This window comes from Phenylobacterium sp., from assembly GCF_004297125.1.
In the GTDB taxonomy this organism is placed as follows: Bacteria; Pseudomonadota; Alphaproteobacteria; order Caulobacterales; family Caulobacteraceae; genus Phenylobacterium.
The window spans coordinates 184,474-202,334 of record NZ_SCVD01000028.1 but is presented as its reverse complement, the minus strand read 5'-3'; the positions used below and the strand labels follow the sequence as shown (position 1 = coordinate 202,334).

The window sequence follows — 17,861 nt, the reverse complement described above, 5'->3', positions numbered from 1 at the left end:
CATACATCGAGCAAGCGAGCGCGGACGCCCCATGGCGCAGCAGTACATTTATCAGATGCAGGGCCTGACCAAGGCCTTCCCCGGCGGCAAGAAGGTGTTCGAGAACATCTGGCTGTCGTTCTACTCGGACGCCAAGATCGGCGTGGTCGGCGTCAACGGCTCCGGCAAGTCGACCCTGCTCAAGATCATGGCGGGCGTGGACAAGGAGTTCAGCGGAGAGGCCAAGGCCGCCGAAGGCGTCAAGATGGGCTACCTGGAGCAGGAGCCGCATCTGGACGAAGCCCTGAACGTCTGGGGCAACGTCATCTCGTGGTGCGAAGAGAAGAAGATCTTCGATCGCTACAACCAGATCGCGGCCGAGCTCGGCGAGAACTACACCGACGAGCTCATGGAGGAGATGACCGCCCTCCAGGAGAAGATCGACGCCGGCGACCTTTGGGACATCGATTCCAAGATCGAGATGGCGATGGACGCCCTACGCTGCCCGCCCAACGATTGGCCGGTGGACAAGCTGTCGGGAGGCGAGAAGCGCCGCATCGCCCTGGCCCGCCTGCTGCTCAGCAAGCCCGACATGCTGCTGCTGGACGAACCGACCAACCACCTGGACGCCGAGAGCGTGGCCTGGCTGCAGCATCACCTGGAGGCCTTCCCCGGTTGCGTGATCCTGGTCACCCACGACCGCTACTTCCTGGACCAGGTCACCAAGTGGACCCTGGAGCTCGATCGCGGCAAGGGCATCCCGTACGAGGGCAACTACTCCGGCTGGCTGGAGCAGAAGACCAAGCGGATCGTGCAGGAGAAGTCCGAGAGTGAGGCCCGTCAGCGCGCCATGACCCGCGAGCTGGAATGGGTGCGTTCGGGCGCCAAGGCCCGCCAGGCCAAGTCGAAGGCCCGCCTGGCCGCCTATGACGAGATGGTCCGCGCGCAGGAGAACAGCCGCGAGGCGCAAAGCTTCGCCACCATCCAGATCCCGCCGGGCCCGCGGCTGGGCAATCTGGTGCTGGAGGCCAACGGCCTGTCCAAGGCCTACGGTGACAAGGTCCTGTTCGAGGACCTGACCTTCAAGCTGCCGCCGAACGGCATCGTCGGCGTCATCGGCCCCAACGGCGCCGGCAAGTCGACCCTGTTCAAGATCATCACCGGCCAGGAGCAACCCGACGGCGGCACGTTCCGGGTCGGCGAGACCGTGAAGCTGGCCTACGTCGACCAGAGCCGCGACGCGCTGGATCCCAACAAGACCGTCTGGCAGGAAGTGTCCCAGGGGCTGGATGTCCTGGCGGTGGGCAAACGCGAGATCAACACCCGCAGCTACGTGGGCTCGTTCAACTTCCGCGGCGGCGACCAGCAGAAGAAGGTGGGCCAGCTCTCGGGCGGGGAGCGCAACCGCGTCCACCTGGCCAAGACGCTCACCGAGGGCGGCAACGTCATCCTGCTCGACGAACCGACCAACGACCTGGACATCGAGACGCTGCAGAACCTGGAAGAGGCGCTGGAAGAGTTCGCGGGCTGCGCGGTGGTGATCAGCCACGACCGCTGGTTCCTGGACCGCCTGGCGACCCACATCCTGGCCTTCGAAGGCGATAGCCACGTGGAATGGTTCGAAGGGAACTTCGAAGCCTACGAAGAGGACAAGAAGCGCCGCCTGGGCGCCGACAGCCTGATCCCGCACCGGATCAAGTTCCACAAGTTCACGCGGTAGGTGGCCCACGCGCTCTTAGCCGTCTTCACGCCATGCGCTAGGATGACATCGGTGCATCTTCGCGTGGAGTAGGCCCATGGCCGTGATCGTCGCGACCCGGATTGGGGACACCATCGCTGGCACGGCCGGCGACGACAGCATCACCGGCAGCACCGGGGCCGACAGCGTGGACGGCGGCCAGGGCAACGACACCGTCACGGGCGGCGGAGGAATCGGCGGCGACGCGCCGCGGTTCCTCGACACCCTGCGCGGCGGGGACGGCGACGACCGCATTGTCGGCACGCTGAGCGGGGTGCTGTTCGGCGACGCGGGCGCCGACACCCTGGTCGGGACCCCGGACTTCAGCCGATACACCCTGGAGGGCGGCGCGGGCGACGACCGCCTGGAGGCTAGCCCCGATGACAACGGTGCGCTCGCCAGCTATGCCCGAGCGACGAGCGGCGTGCAGGTCAGCCTGTCGATCGCGGGACCGCAGGCGGTGGGAGGCGGGCAGGGCAGCGACACGCTGGTCGGCCTCCGCGGCTTAATCGGCTCCGATTTCGCCGACACCCTGACGGCGTCGGCCACCGGCGGTACGCTCGTGGGCGGGGCGGGCGACGATCGACTGGTGGGCGGCGGGGGCTTGGGCAACCAGTTCGACACCGGGAGCGGGAACGACACCGTCCTCGGGGGGACAGGACGGGACTCGGTGAGCTTCGGGACGCCCACCGGAGGACTCACCCTCGACCTGCGGATCACCTCGGCGCAGGCGGTGGGCGGCGGAATGGGCGTGAAGACGCTTTCCAGCGTCGAGAGCGCCATCGGCGGCGGCTTCGGCGACACCCTGACCGGATCCGATGCCGCCAATGCGCTGAACGGCGGCGAGGGCGCCGACAGCCTTGCGGGCCTGGACGGAAACGACCAGCTCGACGGCGGGGCCGGCGACGACACCCTAATGGGCGGCGCGGGCAACGACAGCTTCCAGACCCGCGGCGGCCACGATCTGGTGCGGGGTGACGACGGTGACGATCAGGTCTTCGCCGGCATCTCGAACGACGAGGTCCAGGACCAGGATCTGCACGGCAACAAGGGGAGCGACACCCTGACCGGGACGTCCGGCGCCGACACGATCCGGGGCGGGCAGGGCGACGACGTCCTCTCCGGCGGCGATGGCGCAGACTTCCTGGCCGGCGACCGCGGAGCCGACATCCTGACCGGCGGGGCGGGCGCCGACCTGTTCCACGCATGGGATCAGGCCGGCCTGGACCGGGTCACCGATTTCAGTGTCGCCCAGGGCGACCGTGTGCTGCTGCTGCCGGGCGCCAATCCGACCGTCAGCCAGGTGGGAGCCGACACCGTCATCGACTTCGGCGGCGGTAACCAGATGGTCCTGACAGGCGTGCAGGTCGCCGGCCTGCCCGTGGGCTGGATCTTCGGGGCCTAGCGATCGGGGCGGCTTCGATGCAGGTGGCGCTGGCCTCGCCGTCCTGGCTATAGGAGCCGGCGGTCGCGAAGGCCGGGTTCGACACCGGTCGCGCCTGGGACCTGGCCGACGGGGACCGCCCGCGGGTGCGGGCTCTGCTGACGCCTCACCGCGCAGGCGGCGCGACGGAGGGCATCCCCAACATGCTGGGCTGGGCCGCGAAAGCCGGGGTGGCGCCCTTGCATTTCTCACACATAAAGATATCTTTATGTCAGATGAAGCTCTCGGCGAAGCAGACCGTGGATGTGCTCCGGGCGGCCGGTGAGCCGACGCGGCTGCGCATCCTCGCGCTCCTGGAGCGGGAGGAATTGGCTGTCCTGGAACTCTGCCGGGTGCTGGACCAGAGCCAGCCGCGGGTGTCGCGCCACCTGAAGCTGCTGGCCGAGGCCGGACTGGTGGAGCGGTTCCCCGACGGCGCCTGGGTGTTCTACCGCCTCACCGGCGCCGGGCGGCAGCACGAGGTGATCGGCGAGGTGCTGGCGCGGATCAATCCGGATGACCCCATCCTGGCGCGAGACCGCCGGAAGCTAGACGACGTCCAGGCCGAGCGCTCCGACGCCGCCCAGGCGTATTTCGCCGAGAACGCCGCCCAGTGGGACCAGATCCGCTCGCTCTACGTCGCGGACGCCAACGTCGAGGCCGAGGTGCTGGCGGCGGCGGGCCAACAGCGGGTGAAGCGCCTGGTCGATCTGGGGTCCGGCACCGGCCGCATGCTGACCCTGCTGGGCCCGCAGGCCGACCACGCCGTGGGTCTGGACCTGTCGCAGCAGATGCTCAACATCGCCCGGCGCAACACCCTCGAAGCGGGCCTCACCCACGTCGAGCTGCGGCATGGCGACATCTTCGACACGCGCCTGCCTGAGGGCAGCGCCGATCTGGTCGTGGTGCATCAGGTGCTGCATTACCTGGGCGACCCCGCCGCGGCGGTGAAGGAGGCGGGGCGCATCGTGGCGCCCGGCGGCAAGCTGATCATCGTCGACTTCGCGCCGCATAAGCTCGAGTTCCTGCGCGAGCAGCACCAACACCGCCGGTTAGGGTTTTCGGACGAAGAGATGGGCCGCTGGCTCGCCGAGGCGGACCTGCCGCAGGTGGGCCTCCAAGCGCTGCCGCCCACCCGCCAGGATGGACTGACCGTGAAGATCTGGGCCGCCCAGCGCGCGCCCACCCAATTGAGGAGCGCCGCATGAGCCCGGCTCAGTCCGCCCTAGGCCCCGTCGCCCGCGCCGGCGTCGGCGGCAAGGAACGCCCCCGCGTCTCGTTCGAGTTCTCGCCGCCCAAGACCGCCGAGGCGGAAGAGAACCTGTGGGCGGCGATCCGTCGGCTGGAGCCGCTGAATCCGTCGTTCGTGTCGGTGACCTACGGCGCTGGCGGCTCCACCCGCGACCGCACGCACCGCACGGTGCTGCGGATGCTGAAGGAGACAACGCTGAAGCCGGCCGCCCACCTGACCTGCGTGGAAGCCAGCCGCGACGACGTGGACGAGGTGATCCGGGACTATTGGGCCAGCGGCATCCGCCACATCGTGGCCCTGCGCGGCGATCCGCCCGGCCAGATCGGCGGCGTCTACACGCCCCGTGCCGACGGCTACTGCAACGCGACGGAATTGACGGCCGGGATCAAGGCGGTCGGCGACTTCGAGGTGAGCGTCGGGCTCTATCCGCACGTCCATCCCGAGAGCACCGGCATCGACCACGATATCGACGTGCTGAAGGCCAAGATCGACGCCGGCGCGACGCGGGCGATCACCCAGTTCTTCTTCGATGTGGACGGCTTCCTGCGGTTCATGGACCGGGTGCGCAAGGCCGGGGTGACCATTCCGATCTCGCCGGGGATCATGCCGGTGACCAACTATACGGGCCTCAAGAAGATGTCCGGACCGATCGGCATCCAGCTGCCCGCCTGGCTGGGCAACCTGTTCGACGGCCTGGACAAGGACCCGGAGACCCGCCGCCTGATCGCCGCCTCGGTCTCCTCGGAAATGTGCGCCCGCCTGGCCGAAGAGGGCTTCGGCGACTTCCATTTCTACACCCTGAACCGCGCCGACCTGACCTACGCCATCTGCCGCGTGCTGGGCGTGCGCGAAACTCCGCCTGAACCCAAGGAAGCTGCGGCATGAACCGCCAAGAACGCATCGCGGCGCTGAAGGCCGCATCGAAGGAACGCGTTTTGATCCTGGACGGCTCCTGGGGCGTGATGTTCCAGAAGCGCGGCCTGTCGGAAGCCGACTACCGCGGCGAGCGCTTCAAGGACCATCCGGGCCAGATGAAGGGCAACAACGACATCCTGTGCCTGACGCGGCCGGACATCGTGGGCGAGCTGCACGACGCCTACTACGCCGCCGGCGCCGACATCTCGGAGACCAATACCTTCTCGTCCACCTCGATCGGCCAGGGCGAGTACGCCCAGGAGGCCGCGGTGCGCGACATCAACCTGGCCGGCGCCCGCATCGCCCGCGAGGTCGCCGACCGCTGGACAGCGAAGGAGCCGCACAAGCCCCGCTTCGTCGCCGGCTCCATCGGCCCGCTGCCGGTGATGCTGTCGATGAGCTCGGACGTGAACGATCCCGGCGCGCGCAAGGTCACCTTCGACCAGGTCTACGAGGCCTATTCCGAGCAGGTCCGCGCCCTGCACGACGGCGGCGTCGACCTGTTCCTGGTCGAGACGATCACCGACACGCTGAACTGCAAGGCCGCGATCAAGGCGATCATGGATCTGGCTGACGAGGGCTACGAGGAACTGCCGATCTGGATCTCGGGCACCATCACCGACCGGTCGGGCCGCACGCTGTCGGGCCAGACGGTGGAGGCGTTCTGGAACTCGGTGCGCCACGCCAAGCCGTTCGCCATTGGTCTGAACTGCGCCCTGGGCGCCGACCTGATGCGGCCGCACATCGCCGAGCTGGCCCGCGTGGCCGACACCCTGGTCTCGGCCTATCCCAACGCCGGCCTGCCCAACGCCATGGGCGAGTACGACGAGGAGCCGCACCAGACCGGCCACCAGCTGCACGAGTGGGCCGAGCACGGGCTGGTCAACATCCTGGGCGGCTGCTGCGGCACCACGCCGGACCACATCCGCCATGTGGCCGAAGCGGTGCGGGGCCTGAAGCCGCGGCAGGTTCCGGACCGGCCCAAGGCCATGCGCCTGGCCGGCCTGGAGCCGTTCGAGATCGCCTGGTGAAAGCTCCCGACTGGTACGACGCCTGGTGTGAGGACGCCTTCACCGCCTTCACAGCCAAGCAAGAGCGGATGCAGGCCGACTATCGCCTCGCGGCCTGGGCTCGCTACGACTACGACGCCGAGGCCTGCACCCTGACCTTCTCGGACGAGCAGGGCCCGCGGGTCGTGGCCGATATCCAGGTGATCGGCACGATCGGCGAGCACGACTGGATGTGGGGCTGGGCCAACGCCAACTGGCCGCCCCAGAGCACCGACGCCATGCGCCAGGTGCGAACCTTCGGCGTGGAGAAAGGCGTCGAGGAACTGGCGGTCGACGTGCTCACCAGCGACGACCTGCCTGGCCTGGGCTGGATGCTCGCCGCCATCTCGGCCCGTGTGCTGGAGGCCGAAGGCGCCTATCGGGCCCCGTCCGGGACCGGCGCCGTCTATCTGTTGATCCGATCCATAAAGTTCGTGAGCTGAATGCGCCCCATCTTCATCAACGTCGGCGAACGGACCAACGTCACCGGCTCGGCCAAATTCCGGAAGCTGATCGCCGACGGCGACTATCCGGCCGCCCTCAGCGTCGCGCGCCAGCAGGTGGACGCCGGAGCCCAGGTCATCGACGTCAACATGGACGAGGGCCTGCTGGATTCAGTCGACGCTATGAAGACGTTCCTGAACCTGATCGCGGCAGAACCGGACATCGCCCGGGTGCCGGTGATGATCGACAGTTCCAAGTGGGAGGTGATCGAGGCCGGGCTGAAGTGCGTCCAGGGCAAGGCGATCGTCAATTCGATCTCCATGAAGGAGGGCGAGGCGAAGTTCCTGGAGCAGGCCCAGGCCTGCCTGCGCTATGGCGCCGCTGTCGTCGTCATGGCGTTCGACGAGGTGGGGCAGGCCGATACGGCCGACCGCAAGGTCGAGATCTGCAAGCGGGCCTACAGGCTGCTGACCGAGCAGGTGGGGTTCCCGCCCGAGGACATCATCTTCGATCCCAATATTTTCGCGGTCGCCACCGGGATCGACGAGCATAACAACTATGCCGTTGATTTCATTGAAGCAACTCGGCGGATCAAGGCGGAGTGCCCCTACGCCAGGATCTCCGGCGGGGTCTCCAACGTCAGCTTCAGCTTCCGCGGCAACGAGCCGGTGCGGCGCGCCATCCACGGGGTGTTCCTATACCACGCCATCGCGGCGGGCATGGACATGGGCATCGTCAACGCCGGCGACCTGCCGGTCTACGACGACATCCCCGAGGAGCTGAGGGAAGCCGTCGAGGACGTGATCCTCAACCGGCCCCAGCGGACCAACATCTCCAACACCGAGCGCCTGGTCGAGCTGGCCCCCAAGTACAAGGGCGGCAAGTCCGAGGCCAAGGGGCCCGACCTGACCTGGCGCCAGGGCACGGTGGGCCAGCGCATCACCCACGCCCTGGTCAACGGCCTGACCGACTACATCGAGGCCGACACGGAAGAGGCCCGCGCCGCCGCCGCCCGCCCGCTGCACGTCATCGAAGGCCCGCTGATGGACGGCATGAACGTGGTCGGCGACCTGTTCGGCGCCGGCAAGATGTTCCTGCCCCAGGTGGTCAAGTCGGCGCGGGTGATGAAGCAGGCCGTGGCCTACCTCGAGCCCTTCATGGAGGCCGAGAAGGCCGGCAAGCCCCGCGAACAGGCCGGCCGCGTGCTGATGGCCACCGTCAAGGGCGACGTCCACGACATCGGCAAGAACATCGTGGGCGTGGTCCTGCAGTGCAACAACTACGAGGTCATCGACCTGGGCGTCATGGTCCCGGCCGACCGCATCCTGGACGAGGCCGAGAAGCACAACGTCGACATCGTCGGCCTCTCCGGCCTGATCACCCCCAGCCTGGACGAGATGGCTTTCGTCGCCTCCGAGATGGAGCGCCGCGGCTTCACGATCCCGCTGCTGATCGGCGGCGCCACCACCTCGAAGACCCACACCGCCGTCAAGATCGAGCCCCGCTACAAGGGCGGCCAGACCACCTATGTGCTGGACGCCAGCCGCGCCGTGGGCGTGGTCTCGGGCCTGCTCTCCCCCACCGAGCGCGACCGCATCCAGGCCGAGACCGCCGCCGACTACGTCAAGGTCCGCGAACAGTTCGCCCGCGGCCAGGACAAGCGCGCCCGCGCCACCCTCCAGGAGGCGCGCGACAACGCCTTCACCCCCGACTGGACCACCTATGAGCCGCCGAAACCCGGCTTCACCGGCGTGCGGGAGTTCAAGGCCTACGACCTGGCGGACCTCGCCCGCCACATCGACTGGTCGCCGTTCTTCGCCAGCTGGGAGCTGATCGGCCGCTATCCGATGATCCTGGAGGACGACGTGGTCGGCGAGGCCGCCCGCGACCTCTGGCGCGACGCCCAGGTGATGCTGCAGCAGATCATCGGCCAGCAGTGGTTCGAGGCCCGGGGCGTGGTCGGCTTCTGGCCCGCCAACTCGGACGGCGACGACATCGTGGTCTACGCCGACGAGAGCCGGCAGGCCGAGATCGGCCGCTTCCACACCCTGCGCCAGCAGATGGCCAAAGACCGCAAGACCGCCGACGGCGGCCGCGCCAACGTGGCCCTGGCCGACTTCATCGCCCCTATCGGCACGCGCCCCGACTGGATCGGCGGCTTCGCCGTCACCGCCGGCCACGGCGAGGCCGAGATCGCCAAGGCCTTCAAGGACAAGGGCGACGACTATTCGGCGATCATGGCCTCGGCCCTGGCCGACCGCCTGGCCGAGGCCTTCGCCGAAGCCCTGCACCGCAAGGTCCGCACCGAGCTCTGGGGCTTCTCGCCGGACGAGCCCTTCGACATCGACGCCCTCATCGCCGAGCAGTACCGCGGCATCCGCCCGGCCCCCGGCTACCCCGCCCAGCCCGACCACACCGAGAAGGCGACCCTGTTCCGCCTGTTGGACGCGGAGGCGAAAACCGGGCTGAAGCTGACCGAGAGCTTCGCCATGTACCCAACCGCGGCGGTGTCGGGGCTCTACTTCGCGCACCCGGAGTCGCATTATTTCGGGGTGGGCCGGATCGAGCGGGACCAGGTGGAGGACTATGCGCGGCGCAAGGGGTGGGACTTGGCGACGGCGGAGCGGTGGTTGGCTCCGATTTTGAACTATGAGGCGGGGTAGGGGGCGGTCGCCCTGGCGTGACGAGTTGGCCCACGCTGTGGGGTGGCTGAGGGCTCGCGCTCCGATCTCCCGCTCACTGCGCGCCGGAGGCGCTGTCTTTTTCGACCACGAACCACGAACCACACGAACCACACGAACAGTCAGAGCCTGATCGGCGGGTTGGCCCGTCCCGGCGCGCTGCTGTGGTTCGTGTTCAATCCTCTTGGCGCCGACGGGCTGCGAGAATTCGGGGACAGGTTATCCCGCACCCTCGCTCGTGGGGATGGGGACACGTCAACCTGTCCCTGAATTGTGGCTACGCCCATCCACACTGATTATTGCGCACGTGGAGCGATCCACTCTAAGTGGAAGCTACACTACAGTACGCGCCCACCGAAAGGTACCTGTCTGATGAGCCTCGCAAACGACTTGGCGCGCACCCGGACAGAAGAGGATGTTAAGGACGCCTATATCAAGGCGCTAGGCCTCAAATCCTACTTCAAGGGATTGGTCGACATCCAAACCGAGGAGGTTTGGTTTGAGGCGAAGGACGCGCCAACGTCGCCGATTGTGATGTTCGGACAGCTGCTCGTTTACGTGCGCGCCGCCAAGAAGCGTGGCGAGGCCATCCCGGCTTTTCTGGCTGTGATTGATCGCGAAAAGGCCGCGATCGTGCCAACCGAACGCGCACTGCCGCTGCTTGATGACAAGAGCATCGTTTGGCCGAAGTCAGGATCGGGGGCCGGGCGCCAACTCGCCGCGCAGATCGCTCCGTATGTGCAGACTCACATCGTAGAATATGAGATCGCCCACGACGAAGCGGCCTTCATTAACGCGGTCAAGGATGCAATCCGCGAGCGGCGGATCATCCGCACTCCGATCACGCCGGACAATCTGCGCCAAGTCTTCGATCGTTGGGTAGAGATGGTCGGGAGCGAACTCGGCATGGTCAATCCCACGGACTATGCCGTGCTGTTCTTCGCCGACATCATGCATGACGGCCACAACGAGGCGATGACAAACCTGCCCGCGCGGCTCTTGTTCAGCGGCGAGAAGCCCGTGTTTCTCTTGAATGGCCAACAATATGAGCTGGCCAGTCAACGCGGCTACCGGAACTTCTGGGCGATCTATCACCGCCCGCCCGAGGCGGAGTATCGCCACTATTTGCTCGAACGGCGTGACAGCCTGCTCCCGATCGATGAGCAAAAATTCAAGGGTGCCTACTACACCCCGCTGCACATCGTCGACAAAGCCTATGACGAGCTAAAGGCGACGCTGGGGAGCAACTGGCAGAACCGCTACATTGTTTGGGACATGTGCGCGGGGGTCGGCAATCTGGAGGCCAAGCACAGCAATCTGAGAAACGTGTATATGTCGACCCTTGACCAGGCCGATGTGACCATCATGAAGTCGAATACTGCATTCTCGGGTGCAGAGATCTTTCAGTACGACTATCTAAACGACGATATAACTGATTTCGGCGAGATCGACTACGATCGGTCGAACAAGTTGCCGCCCGCGCTGCGCAAGGCGATCGCTGACGCGAACGCCGGAATCAAGGATGCGAAGCCGATCCTAATTCTAATCAACCCGCCGTATGCAGAGGCGATGAATGTCGAAAATAGAATGGAGGCGGGAAGTAACGCCTCTCTAAAGAAAGGAGTTGCGAGCACCCGGATCAGTCACAGCATGACCGGGTTAGGATACGCGTCACGCGAGTTGTTCGTTCAGTTCCTTTACCGGATTATGCTTGAGCTGCCTTCATCGAAGATAGCGATGTTTAGCAAGCTTAAATATGTCAACGCGCCAAACTTCGAAGAATTCCGGCGTCGCTGGACGGCAAAGTATCTTGACGGGTTCGTAGTCCACAGTCGGGTATTCGACGGCTTGAAAGGCGATTTCCCCATCGGGTTCCTTATCTGGGACTTGGCGAAGAATTCGCCCGCGCAGCGCATAGACACGATCGCTCTAAATCGTGCGGGCGATGTCATCGCTGAAAAGGCATTCTATCGTGAACTGCCGCGCCCGCCACTAGCTGAATGGATTACGCGACCCCGGTCGAACCGTCAGCCAGCACTGCCGCTCAACAACGCGCTGACGCCGACCCGCCGGACAAATGATGTGCGGGGCCGATACTGGGCGGACGGCGCAATCGGCAGCATGATCTGCAAGGGCAATGACTTTCAGAACGCTGCCAACGCGACCGCGCTTCTGTCCTCTGGGTACAATAGCGCCGGGGCCTTCTTCGTCACCAGGCAAAACCTCTGGCAAGCCGCCATTGTTTTCACCGTTCGCCGGCTCATCAAGCCGACTTGGCTCAACGACCGCGATCAGTTCCTCCAGCCGTCGCAACCGCTGAGCGATGAGTTCAAGTCCGACTGCCTCATCTGGATGCTATTCAACGGCAGCAACCTGGCCGCTGGAGCCGACGGGCTACGCTGGAACGGGCGCGACTGGTCGCTGGTCAATCACTTCATCCCCTTCACCGAAGTCGAGGTGGGGGCCAGTGGACGGTTCGAATCCGATTTCATGGCCCACCATATGGCGGGCATGACGTTCTCGCCCGAGGCGAAGGCTGTTCTCCACGAGGGACGCACGCTGTTTCGCCGGTTTCACGGGACGCAATTCCCACGCAAGATCAGAGACGAGTTCAAGCTCGGCCGCCCAGATGCGGGCTGGTATCAGGTACGTCGTGCGCTTGAGGCGTACAGTGACACTGAGTTGACCGATTTCGAGCCAATGAAGGCGGCCTATTCGGCGCTGTCAGAGAAGCTCCGCCCGATGGTTTATTCACTTGGCTTCCTGCCCGAATAAGCCGGTTGCCGCCTCCGCAGTCTGCCAGCCTCTTCCGCTTCCTCAAGGACGGCGCTGGTGCGCCGCCGCGGGGCGGTCGGCCGGGGGCCGATCCTTGACCAAGCTCCACAGGCTGGCAGGGGCTGGCATGGCCTTCAGGTAGGGGTGGCGTCCTGAAGGTCGCCGATGCGAATGAGCGACGCTGGCGGGGCTAGCGCCTGTGGGCTGGAAGCTTTCGACCCGGCACGCCCAGGTATCGGTCCACGGAGATCCTGCCGCTGCGGTCCTCGACCGTGACCGTGAATTGCCGTCCGTAGACCCGATCGACGTCGTAGCGCGCCGTCAGCGCGGCGAACGCCGACGAGCCGTGGCGCTCGCAAAGACCGTGAAGGGCCTTCGCGTACTCGCGGACCGTCCGGGCCAGGTCCGGCGAGGGCTCGGCGCCGGTCGTGGCTCCGGTCAGGAAATCCACGACGATAAAGCCGTCGGCGCTGTTCGCGGCCTCTCCGAAGATGTCCGAGAGATCGTGCCCGAGCATCAGCCCGATCCCGCTGGCAAGCGAGTCGGCGATGTTGTGTCCCACGGATTTGAGCTCGCCAAACTTCATGCGCCGACCGTAGGGCGGCGGGGGTCTGGTCGCCAACCTGTGCTTTACGCGTCCTCCTGGGGAGCGGTGTGCCGGGGTATGTCGAAGAATTCGGGGACAGGTTATCCCGCACCCTCGCTCGTGGGGATGGGGACACGTCAACCTGTCCCTGAATTGAGCGTCCCTGAATTGAGCCCTTCCGCTGGGGCTGACCGTGGCCTTCAGGGTGGGGTGGCGTCCTGAAGGACGCCCTCGCCCAGGCGGCGCGCCCGGGTCTTGCGGAGCCTTGGTGGGCCAGCCCATTGTCGCGGCCAAGCTTTGGGGGCGGTGGCGTGGTGGGGATCGTGATGGCGTTCGCTTTGCAGGCGGCTGACGTGGCTCCGGCGGTTGCAGCGCCCGCCGTGGCGCCGATGACCGTCCCGCCGACGGGGCCGCTCTGGGTCCGGACGCCGACGCCGCGCCAGTTGGAGCGCTTCGGCGAGGGGTTGCCGGTGTATATCCGCGCTCGGCCTCAGAGCGTCGTGATCGAGTGCCGGATCGCCGTCGATGGGACCTTGGAGCAATGCGCCGTCGTCGACGAGACGCCGGTGAACCGGGCGTTCGGCAAGTCTGCGCTCCGCCTCATGTCGCGGTTTCAGTTCGTTACGACGCTGCCGGACGGGCAGTCCACCGTCGGCGGCACGTTGCGGGTTCCGATCCGGTGGGGTTGGCCGGACTAGAACGGCTCGGCGCCGCCTCGCGCGTGCGGAGGCTCGGGGCTGGAATTCGGGGGCAGGTTATCCCGCACCCTCGCTCGTGGGGATGGGGACACGTCAACCTGTACCTGAATTGCCAAGCCGCCAGCGTGTCAGGGCTGCGCGTGCAGGATCACCTCACGGGCCTTACGGATGTCGTCGGCGACGGGACCCAGTCGATACTGCAGAAAGAACAGGCCGTAGAGGCCGCTGGCGCGGTCGATCCAGGGGTAGACGCCGAAGGCGCCAGGGCTCGAGGCCATCACGCACTGGCCATCGGGGCCGACGGATTCGCACCAGTTCCCGATGGCGTAGTGGGCCGTGGGCGCCATGCCGGGCGGCATGAACGCGCGCGGGATCTTCAGGGTCTGGGCGGTTTCCATCGCCTTGAACGCCTCTGGGGAGAGGATGCGTCCACCTGTGTACGCGCCGCCGGCCGCGAGCATGTGCAGGAAGCGGGCGTAGTCGTCGGCCGTCGTGTAGACGCCGGCCTGGAGGTTGGGGTTGCGGATGCTCGCGCGCGCCGCGTCCGGCTTCAGCGGATTGCCCCACCAGGTATGGGCCATGCCGAGAGGGTGGGCGATGCGGGCTTCGAAGAGGGCGGCCCAGGATTGTCCAGATACGCGTTCCGCCAGGAGGCCGGCCAACTGCATGGCTCCGCTGCCGTACTTGAAGGCGGCGCCGGGCGGATCTTCCAGCGGGCGCGCGGCGATCTGAAGGGCGCTGGTCTCCAGCGAGATGCCGACGTCCTGGTTGAGGTCAGCCATGGCGGCGAGGCTGCCTTGGCCGGAAGTGAAGGATAGAAGCTGGCGCAGGGTGATTTTCGCGACGTCACCCTTCAGTTCCGGCAGCTTGCGGCCGATCGGTTCGTCCAGGTCCAGCTTGCCTTCGTCCACCAGGGTCAAGACCAGGGTCGCCGTCATCCATTTCGACGCCGAGGCGATTGGGATCGGTCGGTCCGGATCGAAGGCCCCGGCCTTGGCCCGATATAGCTCCCGGCCGTCGCGGAACACCAAGGCGACGAGCCCCGGGGCGCCGTCCTCGACCACGCGCTCCAGGGCGGGCTGGAGGCCGGGGGGAGGCGTCGCAGCGCCTGCGGTCGAGCCCGCTGCCAGGGCCAGCGCAAGTCCGACCCCCCAGGCGGGAAGCGTGCGGATCGTCATGTCGGAGACTCCCTAGCGGCGAACCCGCACCGTCAGACCGATGGTGCGTGGATCGCCGAGGTTGGCGTAGAGGGCGCCGGCGTTGCCGACCTGCGCCGCGACGGCGGTGAGGTAGTGCTCGTCGAACAGGTTCTTGGCGAAGACGAACACGTCCCAGGTCGCGCCTATGCGTAGTCCGAGGCGGGCGTTGACCACCGCGTAGTCGCCCACCGCCATGTAGCGGGAATCCGCCGCATCGCTGAAATAGCGCGAGCGGTAGGCGGCGTCGAACGCGGCATAGACGTCGCCGGACCGGGCCCCGAGCGTGACGGGCCGCGTCCACTCTCCGCCCCAGGTCACCGCCCATCGCGACACGCCGGGCAGCGGACGTCCACTCAAGTCGCACGACGGGGTCGGGCCGCCGGTGAGTTCGAGCGGGCAGGGACCGTTGGGGTAGTCTACATATTCGGCGTCCGTCCAGGCGACGGAGAGGTAGCCGTTCAGTCGCGGGGCCAGTGCGATGCGCAGGTCTAGTTCCGCCCCCTGCGAGCGCACCTTCTCAATGTTGTCGAGATAGCGCAGGACCGTGCCGCCGGATGTGTCGACGACATTGGCCTGATAGTCGCGGGTGACGGTGTGGAACACGGCCAGGTTGGCGGTGAGCCGCCCGTCCAGAAGCTCCGATTTGAAGCCCAGCTCGAAGGCCGTGACCCGCTCCGGATCGACCTCCGCGAGGTCCAGCCGCGGCAGGCCGGCGGCGTCGTTCGGCAGCCCGCTGAGGTTGACGCCGCCCGACTTGTAGCCGCGCGAGGCGTTTCCGTAGACCAGGACCTTGTCCGAGGCTTGGTAGGCGAGGTTCAGCAGGCCCGAGAAATTGCCGTCGGAGACCTCATCTTGATAGCGCTGCGGACGGGCGGTCGCGAGTTTGACGGCGAGGAGCGCCGGCACGGTCGTGGCGAGGCCCCCCGACACCGTCTGCTCATAGCGGGCGTCCTTGTCTTCGTAGGTGTAGCGCAGGCCGGTGGTCAGCTTGAGGCGCTCGGCGACTTGCCACGTGGCTTGGCCGAAGGCGGCGTAGCTTCGGGTGACGGCGTGGGCGTCGACCTCCTGCAGGTAGCCGTCCAGCAGAGCAGCGGGCAAGGCGGGACTGACCAGAAAATGGGTGGCGTTCGATCCGAACTGGGCCGCCGCATTCGATTGAATCTCGGTCCGGTAGGCGTAGACGCCCAGGACGTAATCCAAGCGCTCGGCGCCATTTGACGCGATGCGCAGTTCGAAGGACTGCTGGTCCTGGTCATTCGCGTTCTCGGCGCGGGTCAGCACCGTGAGTCCGCTGAAGTCGCCGTCGTTGGCGGGGCGCCAGCGCCACTCGCGCCATGCGGCCACGGCCGTGAGCGTCGCTCGGCCGAGGTCGATCTCGCCGATCGCCGAGACGCCGCCGATCTCCTGGTTGGCCTGTACGGGCGAGTTGGCGTCCGTCAGGCGGTCGAACGGATCCTGGCTGGGCGGCGCATAGCCCAGTCCGGCGGCGAGGGCCGGAAACCGGGCGGCAGGCGGGCGCAGCGTCGGTGCGACACCGGCGAAGACCACATAGCAGCAGTCCAGTTCCTGGCGGTTGTAGTCGCCGGAAAGCCGCAGGCTCCAGCCGTCGCCCGGCTTGATGAGCGCCTGGCCGCGGAGTGCAAGGTTGTTCTGGTCGTTGACGTCGGCGCCCGTCAGGACATTTCGCTCGAAGCCGTGCCGGCGTGTGGCCGAGATCGCCGCGCGACCGGCGAGCCCCGGCGCAAGGGCGCCCGAGACCGACGCCTTGCCCTGGAAGAAGCCGTGGTCGCCGACGGTCCCCTCGCCCCGCGCTTCGAAATCGAAGGTTGGCGCGCGGGTGGTCACGCTGATGGCGCCGGCGGTGGTGTTCTTGCCGAAGAGCGTGCCCTGGGGGCCGCGAAGCACTTCAACGCGTTCTACGTCGAGAAGGTCGAAAGTCGCGGCCGCGGCCCGGCTGAAATACACCTGATCCACATAGAAGCCGACGCCCGGCTCCAGGCCGTCGTTGGCAAGCGCCGGATTGTTGCCCAGGCCCCGGATGTTGAGCGTCGTGTTCCGCGGGTTCGTGGAAATGACCTGAAGGCTCGGCGCGAACTGCGCCGCCTGGGCGATGTTGTAGAAGCCGGACCGTTCGAGACGCTCTCCCCCGATCACGCTGAGCGCGATCGGTACGTCCTGGGCGCGCTCTTCGCGCCGCCGTGCGGTCACCACCAGTTCGTCGATCTGGTCCGCCCCGGTCGACTCCGCCGGCCGCTCCTGCGCCGCCGCCGGCAACGCGACGAGTAGGGCGCTCGTTCCGATCAATATGGCCTTCATGGGCATCGCCGTCTCCCCCGATACGCCTCTGGCGGCGCTTGTGTCGAGGATTGTCAACAATAAGCGAGATTGTCAACAATATGGGCAGGAGCGGCATTGTGGGTTAGACCTCTTCGAGAGAGAAGGGCTGAACTTGGCGGACTCGAAGGCGGATCGGATCGCGCAGGAAATCGTCGCCAAGATTCAACGCGGCGCGCTCAGCACGGGCGACTGGCTGCGCGAGCACGCCCTCGCGGACGAGTTCGGGGTCAGCCGCGGGCCGGTGCGCGAGGCGCTACGAATCCTGGCGGCCAGCTATTGGGTGACGCTCGAGGCGGGCCGCGGCGCCCAGGTGGCGGGCGCCGGCGACGAACCCGACCTCGACGCCGTCCTGGTGGCGGGGGCGCTGCTAGGGGTGGCGGGACGCCTGGCGGCCATCCACGCCACGTCGCAGGATTGCCAGGAGATCGAGGGCCTAGCCCAGCGCATAGCCGACGCGGCGGTCAGCGGCGCCGAGGCCGAAGCCTTCCGCGACCTGACGTTCCGGCTCGGCGCCCGCATCGTCGAGGCTTCACGCAACGATCGTCTGCGGGAGTATGTGGGCGCATTCAGCACCAGCGGGTTCAATCGCATTGCGGCAGGCGGTGTCGTCGGACGCAGCCTGCAGATCGAGGCGGCGCGCTGCTGGGCGGATATCGCCCTGGCCATCCGCCGCAAGGATGGGCGGACCGCGGAAACCCTTTTGCGCGAACGGGTGGAGCGGGGGCTCGAAGCCATTCACCAGCGCAGCCTGCACCCGGGTCTCTGGGACGATTGAGCAGACGCGT

General features: G+C 66.8%; 13 protein-coding genes. 10 read left to right on the top strand and 3 right to left on the bottom strand.

Annotated elements, in window-relative coordinates; all coding sequences use genetic code 11:
* The first annotated feature begins 31 nt into the window (after window positions 1–31).
* The 8 genes from ettA to EPO51_RS21010 all read left to right on the top strand — a co-directional run bounded on the left by ettA (window position 32) and on the right by EPO51_RS21010 (window position 12,256).
* Window positions 32–1,699, top strand: coding sequence for an energy-dependent translational throttle protein EttA (ettA, locus tag EPO51_RS21045; RefSeq protein WP_293354260.1), 1,668 nt, complete (start codon window positions 32–34; stop codon window positions 1,697–1,699).
* Between the two features lie 76 nt (window positions 1,700–1,775).
* Window positions 1,776–3,122: a calcium-binding protein gene (locus tag EPO51_RS21040; protein WP_293354258.1), complete on the top strand. Its 1,347-nt coding sequence runs from the start codon at window positions 1,776–1,778 to the stop codon at window positions 3,120–3,122.
* Window positions 3,123–3,376: 254 nt separating this feature from the next.
* A complete protein-coding gene (locus EPO51_RS21035; protein ID WP_293354256.1) occupies window positions 3,377–4,348 on the top strand; it encodes an ArsR/SmtB family transcription factor in 972 nt (323 codons plus the stop codon).
* The gene (metF, locus tag EPO51_RS21030) at window positions 4,345–5,277 is read left to right on the top strand and encodes a methylenetetrahydrofolate reductase [NAD(P)H] (RefSeq protein WP_293354254.1); all 933 of its coding nucleotides are present in this window, start codon (window positions 4,345–4,347) and stop codon (window positions 5,275–5,277) included. Before EPO51_RS21035 ends, metF begins: the two co-directional genes overlap by 4 nt.
* Window positions 5,274–6,338, top strand: a complete 1,065-nt coding sequence (locus EPO51_RS21025; RefSeq protein ID WP_293354252.1) for a homocysteine S-methyltransferase family protein — start codon at window positions 5,274–5,276, stop codon at window positions 6,336–6,338. Before metF ends, EPO51_RS21025 begins: the two co-directional genes overlap by 4 nt.
* A complete protein-coding gene (locus EPO51_RS21020; protein WP_293354250.1) occupies window positions 6,335–6,799 on the top strand; it encodes a DUF6882 domain-containing protein in 465 nt (154 codons plus the stop codon). The genes EPO51_RS21025 and EPO51_RS21020 overlap by 4 nt, the downstream gene beginning before the upstream one ends.
* The gene (metH, locus tag EPO51_RS21015) at window positions 6,800–9,463 is read left to right on the top strand and encodes a methionine synthase (RefSeq protein ID WP_293354248.1); all 2,664 of its coding nucleotides are present in this window, start codon (window positions 6,800–6,802) and stop codon (window positions 9,461–9,463) included.
* Between the two features lie 390 nt (window positions 9,464–9,853).
* Entirely contained in the window at window positions 9,854–12,256 is a 2,403-nt protein-coding gene (locus EPO51_RS21010; RefSeq protein ID WP_293354246.1) for a hypothetical protein, read from the top strand.
* Between the two features lie 190 nt (window positions 12,257–12,446).
* Here the strand turns inward: EPO51_RS21010 and EPO51_RS21005 are convergent, their stop codons facing one another.
* On the bottom strand, window positions 12,447–12,878 hold the full coding sequence (locus EPO51_RS21005) for a hypothetical protein (protein WP_293354244.1): 432 nt from the start codon (window positions 12,876–12,878) through the stop codon (window positions 12,447–12,449).
* A 290-nt stretch (window positions 12,879–13,168) separates the two neighbouring features.
* Between EPO51_RS21005 and EPO51_RS21000 the strand changes: the two genes are divergently transcribed.
* Window positions 13,169–13,540 carry a TonB family protein gene (locus EPO51_RS21000; RefSeq protein WP_293354242.1) on the top strand — a complete coding sequence of 124 codons (372 nt, stop codon included), beginning with the start codon at window positions 13,169–13,171 and terminating at the stop codon, window positions 13,538–13,540.
* Between the two features lie 128 nt (window positions 13,541–13,668).
* Here the strand turns inward: EPO51_RS21000 and EPO51_RS20995 are convergent, their stop codons facing one another.
* Complete coding sequence (locus EPO51_RS20995) at window positions 13,669–14,718, bottom strand: serine hydrolase domain-containing protein (protein ID WP_293354240.1); 1,050 nt, start codon at window positions 14,716–14,718, stop codon at window positions 13,669–13,671.
* A 12-nt stretch (window positions 14,719–14,730) separates the two neighbouring features.
* Entirely contained in the window at window positions 14,731–17,055 is a 2,325-nt protein-coding gene (locus EPO51_RS20990; protein WP_293354238.1) for a TonB-dependent receptor, read from the bottom strand.
* Here EPO51_RS20990 and EPO51_RS20985 point away from each other — a divergent pair.
* Window positions 17,054–17,851 carry a GntR family transcriptional regulator gene (locus EPO51_RS20985; protein WP_293354236.1) on the top strand — a complete coding sequence of 266 codons (798 nt, stop codon included), beginning with the start codon at window positions 17,054–17,056 and terminating at the stop codon, window positions 17,849–17,851. The genes EPO51_RS20990 and EPO51_RS20985 overlap by 2 nt on opposite strands.
* The last annotated feature ends 10 nt before the right edge of the window (window positions 17,852–17,861 follow it).